Source organism: Inquilinus limosus, assembly GCF_002195995.1.
Taxonomy (GTDB): domain Bacteria; phylum Pseudomonadota; class Alphaproteobacteria; order DSM-16000; family Inquilinaceae; genus Inquilinus; species Inquilinus limosus_C.
In genome coordinates this window covers 1-12894 of the sequence record NZ_NHON01000005.1, presented here as the reverse complement: position 1 = coordinate 12894, position 12894 = coordinate 1, and the positions used below count along the sequence as shown (strand labels likewise).

General features: G+C 70.1%; 11 protein-coding genes and 1 pseudogene. 4 read left to right on the top strand and 8 right to left on the bottom strand.

Annotation, left to right across the window (positions count from 1 at the left end; all coding sequences use genetic code 11):
- Window positions 1-53 precede the first annotated feature (53 nt).
- Entirely contained in the window at window positions 54-953 is a 900-nt protein-coding gene (locus BWR60_RS04280; protein ID WP_088149775.1) for a LysR family transcriptional regulator, read from the bottom strand.
- Window positions 954-1076: 123 nt separating this feature from the next.
- Between BWR60_RS04280 and BWR60_RS04275 the strand changes: the two genes are divergently transcribed.
- Complete coding sequence (locus BWR60_RS04275; protein WP_088149774.1) at window positions 1077-1907, top strand: oxidoreductase; 831 nt, start codon at window positions 1077-1079, stop codon at window positions 1905-1907.
- Between the two features lie 248 nt (window positions 1908-2155).
- A complete protein-coding gene (locus tag BWR60_RS04270; RefSeq protein WP_088149773.1) occupies window positions 2156-3568 on the top strand; it encodes an APC family permease in 1413 nt (470 codons plus the stop codon).
- On the opposite strand, the gene BWR60_RS04265 is transcribed toward BWR60_RS04270, so the two are convergent.
- The 6 genes from BWR60_RS04265 to BWR60_RS04240 all read right to left on the bottom strand — a co-directional run bounded on the left by BWR60_RS04265 (window position 3565) and on the right by BWR60_RS04240 (window position 10131).
- Window positions 3565-3906 carry an ArsR/SmtB family transcription factor gene (locus BWR60_RS04265; RefSeq protein WP_088149772.1) on the bottom strand — a complete coding sequence of 114 codons (342 nt, stop codon included), beginning with the start codon at window positions 3904-3906 and terminating at the stop codon, window positions 3565-3567. The genes BWR60_RS04270 and BWR60_RS04265 overlap by 4 nt on opposite strands.
- A 35-nt stretch (window positions 3907-3941) precedes the next feature.
- The gene (locus BWR60_RS04260) at window positions 3942-4754 is read right to left on the bottom strand and encodes an ABC transporter permease (protein ID WP_088149771.1); all 813 of its coding nucleotides are present in this window, start codon (window positions 4752-4754) and stop codon (window positions 3942-3944) included.
- A 5-nt stretch (window positions 4755-4759) separates the two neighbouring features.
- Window positions 4760-5992 carry an ABC transporter permease gene (locus tag BWR60_RS04255; RefSeq protein ID WP_088149770.1) on the bottom strand — a complete coding sequence of 411 codons (1233 nt, stop codon included), beginning with the start codon at window positions 5990-5992 and terminating at the stop codon, window positions 4760-4762.
- 203 nt (window positions 5993-6195) lie between these two features.
- On the bottom strand, window positions 6196-7239 hold the full coding sequence (locus BWR60_RS04250; RefSeq protein ID WP_088149769.1) for an ABC transporter substrate-binding protein: 1044 nt from the start codon (window positions 7237-7239) through the stop codon (window positions 6196-6198).
- Between the two features lie 48 nt (window positions 7240-7287).
- Complete coding sequence (locus BWR60_RS04245) at window positions 7288-8043, bottom strand: SDR family NAD(P)-dependent oxidoreductase (protein ID WP_088149768.1); 756 nt, start codon at window positions 8041-8043, stop codon at window positions 7288-7290.
- Between the two features lie 114 nt (window positions 8044-8157).
- Window positions 8158-10131, bottom strand: coding sequence for a bifunctional DedA family/phosphatase PAP2 family protein (locus BWR60_RS04240; protein ID WP_088149767.1), 1974 nt, complete (start codon window positions 10129-10131; stop codon window positions 8158-8160).
- Between the two features lie 179 nt (window positions 10132-10310).
- Between BWR60_RS04240 and BWR60_RS04235 the strand changes: the two genes are divergently transcribed.
- Both BWR60_RS04235 and BWR60_RS04230 read left to right on the top strand, forming a co-directional pair.
- Complete coding sequence (locus BWR60_RS04235; protein WP_179221625.1) at window positions 10311-11078, top strand: ChaN family lipoprotein; 768 nt, start codon at window positions 10311-10313, stop codon at window positions 11076-11078.
- Between the two features lie 194 nt (window positions 11079-11272).
- Window positions 11273-12472 (top strand): hypothetical protein, encoded by a 1200-nt coding sequence (locus BWR60_RS04230; protein ID WP_088149765.1) that lies wholly within the window; start codon window positions 11273-11275, stop codon window positions 12470-12472.
- Window positions 12473-12555: 83 nt separating this feature from the next.
- Here the strand turns inward: BWR60_RS04230 and BWR60_RS04225 are convergent.
- Window positions 12556-12894 (bottom strand): annotated as a pseudogene (locus BWR60_RS04225) (transposase); the annotation flags it as partial.

Here is a 12894-nt window from a genome sequence, read left to right as displayed (position 1 = left end):
CGCGGCTCCTGGCGGCTGGCAAATGTCCGGACCATGACCTTCGCTCGGCGCGGCTATCCCGCCGGCCATTCCTCGCGCGCCATCTCGATGAACGCCCGCAGGCCCAGCGGCAGCTGCCGCCGGCTCGGGTAGTACAGGAAGAAGCCGGGGAAGTCCGGGCACCAATCCTCCAGCAGCCGCACCACCCGTCCTGCGGCCAAAGCGGGGGTGGCCACCGCCTCGAACACGCAGGCGATGCCGGCGCCGTCCACCGCCGCCCGCAGCATCAGCTCCTGGTCGCCCAGGGTCAGCGGGCCGTCGACCTCGACCTCCAGCGCCTCGCCGTCCTTCTCGAACTCCCAGTGGAAGAAAGTGCCGCTGTGGAAGCGGTAGCGGATGCAGCCATGGTACTTCAGCTCATGCGGGGTGCGGGGCGGCTCGCGGCCGTCGAGATAGGCCGGCGCGGCGACGATCGCCCAGCGTTGCCGCGGGCCGAAGCGGACGGCGATCATGTCCTGCTGCAGGCTCTCGCCGAAGCGCAGCCCGGCATCGAAGCCGCCGGCCACAACGTCGACCAAATCGTCGTCGGCGACGATCTCCAGCCGCATCTGCGGATAGGCGCGGACGAAGCGCGCCATGATCGGCGCCAGCACCATTCGGGCCGCCTGGTGGGCCGCATTGAGGCGCAGCGTGCCGGCCGGCACGTCGCGGAACTCGTTCACCTCCTCCAGCGCGTCGTTGAGGTCGCGGAACATCGGCTGCAGCCGCTGCAAGAGCCGCGCCCCTGCATCCGAGGGCGCAACGCTGCGGGTGGTGCGGTTCAGCAGGCGCACGCCCAGCCGCTCCTCCAGGTCGCGCAGCAGGTGGCTGATGGCGGAGGGCGAGACGCCCAGCTCGGCCGCCGCCTTGCGGAAGCTGCGATGGGTCGCCACGGCGACGAAGGCGGACAGGCCGGGGAAGTCGATCCGGGCCATGGATTAGTGACCTTTTCTCAATGACCAATGGAAGATTGAGCGGATTATTGTCCAATCTGCCAGCCCTTAAATTCGGAACCACGGACGGCCCGCGCGGCGGGCCCCGTTCCGAAGGAGGGCATCATGAAGGTCTGGTTCATCACCGGGGCGTCGCGCGGCATCGGCGCCGAGATCACCCAGGCGGTTCTGGACGGCGGCGACGCCGTGGCGGCCGCCGCCCGGGACGCGAAGGCCATCACCGAGCGCTTCGGCAGCCATCCGAACCTGCTGCCGCTGGCGCTCGACGTCACCGACGAGGCCCAGGCCCAGGCGGCGGCGAAGGCGGCGGTGGAGCGCTTCGGCCGGATCGACGTTCTGGTCAACAATGCCGGCTACGGCCTGCTGGGCGCGGTCGAGGAGGCGGATGCCGGCGAGGTCGAGCGGCTGTTCGCCACCAATGTCTTCGGCCTGCTGGCCGTGACCCGCGCGGTGCTGCCGCAGCTGCGCCGCCAGGGCTCCGGCCACATCCTCAACATCTCCTCGGTCGGCGGCTGCCAGGCCTACCCGGGCTGGGGCGTCTACGGCGCCACCAAATTCGCGGTCGAGGGGCTGACCGAGGCCCTGGCGGCGGAGCTGGCGCCGCTCGGCATCCACGCCACGGTGGTCGAGCCCGGCTTCTTCCGCACCAACTTCCTGGACGGCAGCTCGCTGATCCGGACGAAGACCGAGATCGCCGACTATGCCGAGACGGTCGGCCGGATGCGCGACTTCGCCGCCGGGCACAACCACCAGCAGCCGGGCGATCCGAAGAAGCTGGCCCAGGCGCTGCGCCAGGTTGTCGCCGCCGAGAAGCCGCCGGTGCGCCTGCCGCTGGGCCGCGACACGGTGGAGCGGATCGAGGTCAAGAACGCCTTCGTCGCCCGCGAGCTGGAACAGTGGCGCAGCCTGGCGGAATCGACCGGCTTCGAGGATTGAGCGCAGCACAGTCGAGCAGCAGGTTTTGCTCTGCTTTATTGTCATCCTCGGGCTTGACCCGAGGATCCAGGGGCGGCCGGAGCAGCTCTCGGTGGCCCCTGGATTGCCGGGTCAAGCCCGGCAATGACAATGAGAATAAAGTCCCTTCTTCTTTTCTTTGGTCCTGAAGGCTATCGGCTTCCACGGCGACATTCCTCCGGAAATGCTGTTTCATGCATATCCGCATACGATCGTCGGAAGGGGAGTTGATGGTCGATATCGCCAAAGACGCCCCGGGCACGCCGGCCGTGGAGCCGAGCCTGCACCGGGTGATGGGGCCCTGGCTGCTGCTGCTGTTCATCGTCGGCGACATCCTGGGCACCGGCATCTACGCCCTGACAGGCAAGGTGGCGCAGCAGGTGGGCGGCGTGGTCTGGCTGCCCTTCCTGGTGGCCTTCGCCGTCGCCCTGGTCACCGCCTTCAGCTATCTCGAGCTGGTGACCAAATACCCGCGCGCCGCCGGCGCCGCGCTGTACACGCACAAGGCGTTCGGCATCCATTTCATCACCTTCATCGTCGCCTTCGCGGTGATGTGCTCGGGCATCACTTCGGCCTCCACCGCCTCGCGCGCCTTCGCCGCGAACCTGTCGGCCGCCTTCAATCTCGGCCTCGGCGGCGGCGGGGTCACCCTCATCGCCCTGGGCTTCATGGCGGTGGTCGCCATCGTCAACTTCCGCGGTGTCGGCGAGAGCGTGAAGGCCAATGTGGTGCTGACCCTGGTCGAACTGACCGGCCTCCTGATCATCATCTGCATCGGGATGTGGGCGATCGGGCTGGGCCAGGGCGACGTCTCGCGCATCACCCAGTTCGGCACGACCGACCGCGGCCTGTTCTGGTCGGTGATCGGCGCCACCACCCTGGCCTTCTTCGCCATGGTCGGTTTCGAGGATTCGGTCAACATGGCCGAGGAATGCCGCGAGCCGAGCCGGATCTTCCCGAAGGTGCTGCTGGCCGGGCTGTGCATCACCGGCGTGATCTATGTGCTGGTCTCGATCTCGTCGATCACCCTGGTGCCGCCGGAGCAGCTGGGCGAGGGCGAGACGCCGCTGCTCAAGGTGGTGCAGGCCGGCGCGCCCGGCTTTCCGCTGGAGATCTTCGGCTTCATCACCATGTTCGCGGTCGCCAACAGCGCCCTGATCAACATGCTGATGGCCAGCCGGCTGGTCTACGGCATGAGCCGGGAGCGGGTGCTGCCCGGCGTGCTGGGCCGTGTCCATGCCGGGCGGCGCACGCCCTACATCGCCATCGGCTTCACCACGCTGCTGGCCTTCGGCCTGATCGGCTTCGTCGGCGGCGTGCCGGCGCTGGGCGGCACCACGGCGCTGCTGCTGCTCTGCGTCTTCACCGTGGTCAATATCGCCGTGCTGGTGCTGCGCCGCGACCGGGTGGAGCACAGCCATTTCCACACTCCGACGGTCCTGCCGGTGCTGGGCGCGGCGTGCTGCGGCTTCCTGGCCGGCCCGTGGACCGGGCGCAACCCCGAGGAATACAAGATCGCCGGCATCCTGCTGGCGATCGGCGTCGGCCTCTGGGTGGTGACTGTGCTGGTCAACCGCGCCACCGGCCAGTCGGCGGCGGATCCGACGATGGAGGATCTCGGCGGCGACGGGGCGGTGAACTAGGAAGAGGGTTCGTCCGTCGCCTTGGCGAGGAAGTCGCCGAGGCGGTCGAACCGGCGCTCCCAGCCCAGCCGCCGGTCGCTCAGCCACTGCTCGGCCGTCTGCAGCGCCGCCGGCTCGATCCGGCAGGTGCGCACCCGGCCGATCTTCTCCGACCGCACCAGGCCGCTGGCCTCCAGCACCGCCAGATGCTGGACCACGGCCGACAGCGACATCGACAGGGGCTGGGCCAGCTCGCTGACCGAGGCCGGGCCGCGGCTCAGGCGCTCGACCATGATCCGCCGGCTGGGATCGGCCAGGGCCTGGAACATCAGGTCCAGCGGCTGGGCATGGTTAAGCATGTGCTTCAGTACCCCGATCGGCCGGCGGCGGCAAGTCAGCGCCGGGCCCGCAGCCTTTCGCCGCGGCGGCGCAGCGCCTCGATCGCGATCAGCATGCACGTCGACACCACGATCAGCACGCTGGCCGCCGCGGTGATGGTCGGGGTGATGCTCTCGCGGATGCCGTTGAACATCTCGCGCGGCAGGGTGCGCTGGCCCGGGCCCGCCAGCAGCAGCGCCACCACCACCTCGTCGAAGGAGGTGACGAAGGCGAACAGCGCGCCGGAAACGACGCCGGGCAGGATCAGCGGCAGCGTCACCCGGAAGAACACGATGGCCGGCCGGGCGCCCAGGCTGGCGGCGGCGCGCGGCAGGCTGCGGTCCAGCCCCTGCAGCGTGGCGCCGACGGTGATGACGACGAAGGGCGCGGCCAGCGCCGTGTGCGCCAGGATCAGCCCGGCATAGCTGTTGGTCAGCCCGACCGCGGCGAAGGCGAAGTACAGGCCCACCGCCACGATCACCACCGGCACGATCATCGGCGACAGCAGGAGGCCGGTCAGCAGGCCGCGGAAGCGCAGCGGCGCATGGTTCAGCCCCAGCGCCGCCGGTATGCCCAGCACCGTCGCCAGCACCGTGGTGGCGCTGCCGACGATCAGGCTGTTGGCCAGGGCGCCCATCCAGCGGTCGGACTCGAAGAACTCCGCGAACCAGCGCAGCGACACGCCGTCCAGCGGATAGACCAGGAACGACCCGCCATTGAAGGACAGCGGCATGATCGCCAGGATCGGCGCGATCAGGAACAAGAGCGCCGCGCCGCCGGTCAGCCACAGGAGGGCGCGCCAGAAGGCGAGGCTTTCGAAGATCCTCATGGCGCTCAGCCCAGCCGCATGCGGTCGGCGCCCACCAGCCGGGCATAGACCGCATAGAGGGCGAGGGTGGCCACCAGCAGCAAGAGGCCGAGCGCCGAGGCCATGCCCCAGTTGACCGTGCTGGTGGTGTAGAAGGCGATGAACCAGCTGATCATCTGGTCCGCCGGCCCGCCGACCAGCGCCGGGGTGATGTAGTAGCCGAGCGCCAGGATGAAGACGAGCAGGGCGCCGGCGCCGATCCCCGGCAGGGTCTGCGGCAGGTAGACCCGCAGGAAGGCGCCGACCGGCTTGGCGCCCAGCGAATAGGCGGCGCGCAGATGCGCCGGCGGGATCGACCGCATGACGCTGTACAGCGGCAGGATCATATAGGGCAGCAGCACATGGGTCATGGCCACCAGCACGCCGACCCGGTTGTACACCAGCTGTAGCGGCTCCCCGGCCAGGCCGAGGCCGGTGATGACCTCGTTGACCACGCCGTTGCTCTGCAGCAGCACCACCCAGGCGGTGGTGCGGACCAGGAGCGAGGTCCAGAACGGCAGCAGCACCAGGATCATCAGCAGGTTGGCGATGCGCGGCGGCCGGGTCGCCAGCAGATAGGCGACGGGGAATCCGATCACCAGGCACAGCGCGGTGACCGACAGCGCGACCAGGAAGGTGCGCAGGAACACCTCGCGGTAGATCGCCTCGTCGGGCGGGGAGGGCAGGATCGCCCCGGCCGCGTCGCGGCGCAGGTCCAGCGCCGCCAGCAGGTAGAAATCGGTGGCCGGCCCGGCGGCGCGGGCGATGGCGCCCCAGGTCTCGACCTGGCCCCAGGCGGGATCGAGCCCTGTCAGGGTCGCCTGCCAGCTGTCCTTGGGCGCATCGGGCAGCTTGCGGGCGGTGTTGGTGACGACCGTGCGAAGGCCGTTGTGATCGTAGTTCAGGCGCCGGGCGGCGGCGGGCAGGGTCTTGTCGGCACGGGCCTGCGCCAGGTCGGCGGCCAGGGCGGCGAAGGCGTCCTCGCCCGGCAGCGCCTCGCCCTGCCAGCCGGCCAGGGCGGCGATGGTGCGCGGCATCACCGGCGCCAGGTCGCGGTCGTCGACCGCGCGCCACAGCATGCCGGCGATCGGCGCCACGAACACCAGCAGCAGGAAGGCGACCAGCGGCGCCAGCAGCAGCCAAGCCTCGACCCGCCGCCTGCGGCCTGCCCGCCGCAGCGACCGCCGGATCTCGAGGCCGTCCTGGGCGAGGGCGGTCATGAGAGCGTCCTTGCGGCGAGCAGAACGGATTGCCTCTCCCGCCTGGCGGGAGAGGTCGGGCTCGCGCAGCGAGACCGGGTGAGGGCTGGCCCAGGCCTCGACAAAATCCCCTCACCCGGAGCCGCTGGCGCGGCTCCGACCTCTCCCGCAAGCGGGAGAGGCAACGCGAGCATCACGGTCTTCACCGATCTTCGACCGGCCGCCTACTTCGCCGCCCAGGTGTTGAAGCGCTCGGTCAGGCTGTCGATGTTCTCCAGCCAGAACTCGGCGTTCAGCTCGATCGCCTGGGACATGTTGGCCGGGTTGGTCGGCAGGCCGGGCAGGTACTGGGCCGGGATCAGCGGCGTCGCCGCCTTGTTGGTGACGCCGTAGGTGATCTTGGTCGGCAGCTTCGCCTGGTTCTCCGGCTTGCCCATATAGGCCAGGAACTTGGTGGCGGCGTCGACATTGGGCGACCCTTTCAGGATCACCCAGCTGTCGATGGTGAACAGGCTGCCGTTCCAGACGATCTTGAAGTCCTTCTTGTCGGCGTCGTTGGCGGCGGAGATGCGGCCGTTATAGGCGGTGGTCATCGCCGCCTCGCCGGCCGCCAGCATCTGCGGCGGCTGCGCGCCGGCGGTCCACCACACGATGTTCGGCTTCAGCTCGTCCAGCTTGCGGAAAGCGCGGTCCACGCCCTCGGGCGTCGCCAGCACCTTGTAGACATCGGCCGGGGCCACGCCGTCGGCCATCAGCGCGATCTCGAGATTGGTCTTCGGCCCCTGGCGCATCGCCCGCTTGCCGGGGAACTTCTTCACGTCCCAGAAATCGGCCCAGCTCTGCGGCCCGCCATTCGGGAACTTGGCGCCGTCATAGGCCAGGATGAAGTTGTAGACAATGGCGCCGACGCCGCAATCGTTTACCGCCTCCGGCAGATAGGCGTCGCGGCCGCCGATCGCATCCCACTTCAGGGGCTCGAACAGGCCCTCCTCGCAGCCCAGCGCCAGCTCCTCGGATTCGACCTGGACCACGTCCCAGCTCGAATCGCCGCCCTCGACCTTGGCGCGCAGGACGCCGATGCCGCCGTCCCAGCTCTCGTCATGCATCGGGTTGCCGGCGGCCTTGAACGGCTCGAAATACAGCGCGCGCTGCGCGTCCTGATAGGCGCCGCCCCAGGACACGACGGTCAGGTCGCGGGCCATGGCGGGCGCGGCGAAGCCGGCCGCCAGCAACGCTGCCGCGGGCAGAAGGCGGGTGAGACGGATCATGCTGGCACTCCCTGTTTTCTTGTTCCGCCGAGGCCGGCGGTTCAGCCGTCAGACATGCTGGCCGCCATTGATGTGAACCTCGGCCCCGGTAATGTAGGATGAACCGGCGGTGCAGAGGAACATGATCGTCGCGGCGACCTCCTCCGGCTTGCCGAGGCGCTTCATCGGGATCTCGCCGTCGATCATCGCCTCGGTGCCCGGCGACAGGATCGAGGTGTCGATCTCGCCCGGCGCGATCGCGTTCACCCGCACGCCATGCGGCCCGAATTCATGCGCCATCTCCCGCGTCAGCGCCGCCAGCGCCGCCTTCGAGGTGGCATAGGCCGGGCCGGCGAAGGGGTGGACGCGGCTGCCGGCGATCGAGGTGACGTTGATGATCGTCCCCTTCGCGGCCTTCAGCGGCTCGAACAGCCCGCGGCCCAGCAGGGCGGTGGCGAACAGGTTGACGTTGAACACATGCATCCAGGTGGCGTGGTCGGTGTCCAGCACGCCCATGCGCTTGCCGCCGGGCAGCTTGGGCGAGATGCCGGCATTGTTGACCAGCGCGTCCAGCCGGCCGTGCGGCAGCCGCGACCGCAGGGCGGACAGGCCCTGCTCGATCCCGTCCAGGTCGGCGAGGTCGAGCTGGACGTGGTCCTCCTCGCCCGCATGCCACGGGCAGTCCTTCGAGAAGGCCTGGCGCGAGACGGTGATCACCCGCCACCCGGCGGCGCTGAAGCGCTTCACCGTGGCATGGCCGATGCCGCGGCTGGCGCCGGTCAGGATCAGGGTCTTCGGCTCGTCCGTCGGGGCCGTGCTGGACATGACTGCACCTGGGCTGAAGGGGTCGATCGTTGAGAACGGATCGCGATCGCATCATGCGGTGCGCCGCCGCATCCGTCCAGGGGCTGGAAGGCATGGCAGCATGCCGCACCGGGCTCAGGGTTGGGCCAGCACCAGGCTGGGAACGGGGGAGGCGGCGTTCGGCAGGCGCGCCAGCTCGGGCAGCTCCGGCAACGGCCCCTCATCCTCGGCGTCGATGGCGCTGACCAGCCCGAGCGGGTGGTGGATCGCCTCGATTCCCGGCGCGCCCAGCAGGATCGGGACGCCATTCTCCAAGGCGAAGCCGGAGCGCCACAGCCGCAGCACCTCGCGGCCGGTCCCGTCCGCCGTCGGCCGGATCAGGGTCAGCACCGGCATCCGCCCGTCCTGCAGCACCGGCGGCACCGGCAGGGTGCGGGCATCGGCCGTGTCGTCGAGATAGCGGGCGGCGGTGGCGACACTCCAGCCCGGCGGGGCGATCCAAGCGGAGGGGGCCAGGGCTTCGGCCAGCGCCTCCGGCGGCCCGGCCCATTGCAGGCGGAAAGGCTGCTCGGCGTCGCCCTCGAGGTCGATGCGCTGCTGCGGCAGCCGGCGCCAGCCCTCCGCCCGCCACTCCGCGGCCGGGATCGTGACGGTCCGGTCGCGGACCACATACATGGCCGAGGCGGCCTGGAAGCCGGTGGCGACATGGGCCCCGCCGGCGACGGCCAGCACCAGCAGCAGCGTCGCGGCGAAGCCGCGGGGCGCGATCCGTTCCGGGTTCGCGCTGCGGAAGGCCATGGCGAAAGCCACGGTCATGCCCAGGCCGAAGATCAGCCCGGCGGCGACATCGGACGGCCAATGCGCCGCCAGATAGACGCGCGAGGCGCAGACCAGCCCGATCAGCGCCGCGGCGACGCTCAGCGGCACCAGCTGCCAGCGACCGGGCAGGCCGCGCGCCACCAGCCACCCCAGGATGCCGTACAGCACGGCGGAGAAGGCGGCGTGGCCGCTGGGGAAGCTGAAGGCATCGGCGCCGCTGTACAGGTCCGTGGTCGGCCGCAGGATCTGCAGCCGGCCCTTGACCAGCGGCACGAAGGCGGCGGTGACGGCGATGGCGATGGCCACGCCGCCGGCCCGGTGCCAGGCGCGGTGCATCAGCAGCCAGCCGATGGACGCGACGGTCAGGGCGGTGATGGTGTGGCCGTCGCCCAGCATGGTGACGACGGTCAGGGCGGCATCGCCCCAGGGCGTGCGCAGCCCCTGGACGAAGGCGCTGATCGCCCCGTCGGCCCGTGCCAGCCCGCCATGGGCAGCAACGAGGCTCAGCAGGTTGACGAAGCCGGCGACCAGCAGCAGCACCAGGGCGCCCAGCGTCGCCATGACACGCAGGTCCGGCTCCTCCGGGTCGACCAGTCGCGCCAGCAGGCGGGCGGGGTGGCTGCCGCGGGCCGCGGCCCAGCGATGGACCGCGTGCTGGGCCCGGCCCAGCAGCGGCAGCAGCCGGCGCCACAGCCAGCGGGTGACGACGACCAGCAGCCACAGCGTCAGCGCCAGCACGGCGAGCATCGCCACCAGCCGGCCGCTGACGGCGCCGAGCGCGCCCAGCGAGGCGCCCAGCACCGCGCCGCCCAGGATATGGGCCGGCGCCCAGACGATCGCCGAGGCGATGTTGACCGTGTAGAACAGCCCCGGCCGCAGCCCCAGCGCGCCGGCCACCATCGGGATCATCGGCCGCAGCATCGGCAGGAAGCGGCCCAGCGCGATGCTCTTGCCGCCATGCCGGCGGAAGAAGGCCTCGCCGCGGGCGACCAGCGCCGGATAGCGGCTCATCGGCCAGGCGCCGAGGATGGTGCCGCGCCAGCGCCGCCCCATCTCATAGGACACGCCGTCGCCGATGATCGCCCCGGCGGTGGCCCAGACCAGCATGGGCCACAGCGGCAGGTGGCCGAGGCCGACCACGGCGCCGACGCCGATCAGGATCGGCGAGCCGGGGATGAACAGGCCGATCACCGCCACCGATTCGGTCAGGGCGATCAGGAAGATCAGAAGGCCGGCCCAATGCGGGTGCTGGCCGATGAAGCCGATGACCGCCTGCGCGATGTCGGTCATGCCTCCGCCCCGATCCGGTCTGGTCCCCGCCTCATCCCGACTCCTCGTCTCGAACCGGTGTCATAGCTCGCGATTTCCGCGGCCCGGCGCAACCCTGCCCGTCGTCGCGGCGAAGCGGTTGCCGTGGGCGCCGAAGGCTGCCACATGAGACAGGTGTCGGATGGAGCGGAAGGATGGCGATGAGGGGGAGGATCCTGGTCCTGGCTCTGGCGGGCCTGCTCGGCTGGTCCGTGGGCGGGTGCGCGACGCCGCCCCCGGCGTCCCCGGCCCGGACCGATGGCGGCATCGTCCTGCTGGGCGAGACCCATGACCGCGTCACCGACCACCACTGGCAGCTGCAGCGCATCGCCGCGCTGCGCGAGCAGGAGCCGCGCCTCGCCATCGGGCTGGAGATGGTGCCGCGCGGCCGCCAGGCCGCGCTGGACGCCTGGACCGCGGGCAGGCTCGACGAGGCCGCCTTCCTGCGCGAGGTCGACTGGGAGCGGTCCTGGGGCTTCGATTTCGGCCTGTACCGGCCGATCTTCGCCTATGCCCGGATGAAGCACATCCCGCTGATCGCGCTGAATGTCGACCGCGACGTCGTGCGCGCGGTCGGGGCGGAGGGCTGGGCGGCGCTGCAGGCCCGGCCGGATCTCGATCTCGGCCGGCCGGTGCCGCCGTCCCTGGACTACAACAAATACCTCGCCGCCGCCTTCGCCGGCCATGGTCGCGGGGCCGAGGGCGACGCCCTCAACCGCGGCTTCCGCCGCTTCGTCGACGTCCAGCTGCTGTGGGACCGGGCGATGGCCGCCCGCATCGCCGAGGCCCGGGCCGCCGGGGTGCCGCTGGTCGTGGTCCTGGCCGGCAGCGGCCATGTCCGCGACGGCATTCCGCGCCAGCTGCGCGACCTCGGCTACGACAGCTCCGCCCTGGTGGCGCCGGAGCCCGGGGCACAATCCGGGATCTGACATCATTCGCGGTGAATGTTGTTGCCCGATTTGTGACATGAAGCTGAGAGATTATCTGGGCTTGTTGCTATGAATATTGAAAGGCGGCTGGCTTGGTTTTCAATCTCCGAAGTGAATCCGATTCACTTTTCTGCGGAATGTTTGGATCGATCCGGTCGAAGGCGGCGGCCGGTCTCGCTGGGGCTGCCTTTGCCTTGACTCTCGCGGCCGGCCCGGCCCTGGCGGCGACGCCGGTCGAGCTGACGCAGAAGCACCTCTATGCCGGCTCGATCGCCGAGGGCGAGAAGGCGTTGGCCGCGATCGTGGCGAAGAAGCCGGACGATGCCGAGGCGATCGCCGGGCTCGGCCTGATCCGCCTGGCCAAGGCGACGGAGCATTTCAGCCAGGCCCTCTACCGCTACGGCTTCCAGCCGCCGCACGACCCGGTGGTGTCGGTGCCGCTGATGGCCATGCCGGTGCCGCCGAACCCGAGCCCGGAGGTGATCCGCTACGAGGATGCCCGCGCCATCCTGCAGACGCTGGTGGACGATCTCGACGCGGTCGACCGTACGCTGCAGCCGCTGGGCGACCGGCCGGTGAAGCTGCCCATGGCCATGGGCCGGGTGAAGCTGGACCTCGCCGGCAACGGCCGGGGCCAGGCCACGCTCTACGATGTCTACAGCGCCGTGCTGCTGGGCGGGCAGGGCACCCCCGCCAATGCCGGCAAGCTGGTGATCGCCTTCGACACCGGCGACGTGCTGTGGCTGCGCGCCTACACCCATGTGCTGCGCGCGGGCGCCGAGTTCCTGCTGGCACGCGACTGGCATCGCAGCTTCGACGCCGCCGGGCACCTGCTGTTCCCGCGGACGGATTCGCCGCTGGCCGCGGCGCTGGCCCTGCCGACCCAGGGCCTGTTCACCGGGGCGGAGGACGGCCGGATCGCCGACGGCATCGCCTGGATCCACCTGCTGAACTGGCCGGCGGCGGAGCCCGAGCGGCTGCCGCGGGCGCGCGAGCACCTGCTGGCGGCGGCGACGCTGAGCCAGGAGATGTGGGCGTCGATCCGGGCCGAGACCGACAACGACCGCGAATGGTTGCCGAACGCGAGGCAGGCCAGCCTGATCCCGGGCATGACCATCACCGATGAGCGCATCGACTCCTGGCTGTCGCTGATGGCGGAATCCGAGGCGATCCTGAACGGCGACAAGCTGCTGCCGCATTGGCGCTTCGAGCAGGGCTTCAACCTGCGCCGCCTGCTGGAGTCGCCGCAGCCCTTCGACCTGGTGCTGCTGCTGACCGGCACCGACATGGTGCCCTTCCTGGAGGACGGCCCGGTCAGCGAGCGGACGTTCTGGGAGCAGGCGACCGACGCCTTCGAGGGCGAGTTCCTCAGCTTCGCGGTGTGGATCAACTGACCGGGGTTTCGGTGCCAGAGCATCAGATTATTTTATCGTCATCCTCGGGCTTGACCCACGGGTGTCCGGTTGAGGTTTCATGGTCACAGAAGGACGATTTGCCTTGGGTCTGAGCGTGGTGTGGGCTTTGCTCCGCTCAGGCGATCGATGGATCGTCGGTGCATGAGGTTGAGACGGACGAGACGAGCGAAGGCGAGCGGGGTGCGGACGGCTTTTTGAGCGGCCTGGGCCAAGCGCAGGAGCAGGAAGGCGATCAGGGCGACGGCGATCTGATGCGCACAGCGTTTTCGGAGACGCCGAGGAAGTGGCGGATCTTGAGTGTCTGCTTGACCCATCGGAAGAACAGCTCGATGGCCCAGCGACGCTTGTAGAGATCGGCGATCTCCTGGGCCGGCGCGTCGAGGTCGTTGGACAGGATGCGC